This window comes from Vibrio marinisediminis (genome assembly GCF_014050145.1).
Taxonomy (GTDB): Bacteria; Pseudomonadota; Gammaproteobacteria; order Enterobacterales; family Vibrionaceae; genus Vibrio; species Vibrio marinisediminis.
Window position 1 is genome coordinate 1 of record NZ_JACFYF010000251.1, and the last position, 271, is coordinate 271.

Sequence of the window (271 nt, forward strand, 5' to 3'; positions counted from 1 at the left end):
AAACTTATTACATGAAAATAGTTTGTTTTCTATCTGGACCTACAGATACTACATGAATAGGAATTTCTAATTCTTTTTCAAGGAAAGCTATATACTCATTTAGTTCTTTTGGGAATTGTGATTTATCTGTCATTTTAGTTAAATCTTCTTTCCACCCTTTAAACTCTGAATAAACTGGTTCTAAGTTTTCAGGTTCAATATTATATGGTAAATGTGTAATTTTTTCTCCTTTATATTTGTAAGCTGTACAAATTTTAAGTGTTTTGAAACC

1 protein-coding gene is annotated in these 271 nt (G+C 27.3%); it reads right to left on the reverse strand.

Annotated features, from left to right (window positions below; all coding sequences use genetic code 11):
- Window positions 1–7 precede the first annotated feature (7 nt).
- Window positions 8–271: adenylosuccinate synthetase (locus tag H2O73_RS24010; RefSeq protein ID WP_182110803.1), on the reverse strand; the 264-nt coding region annotated here is incomplete at its 5' end.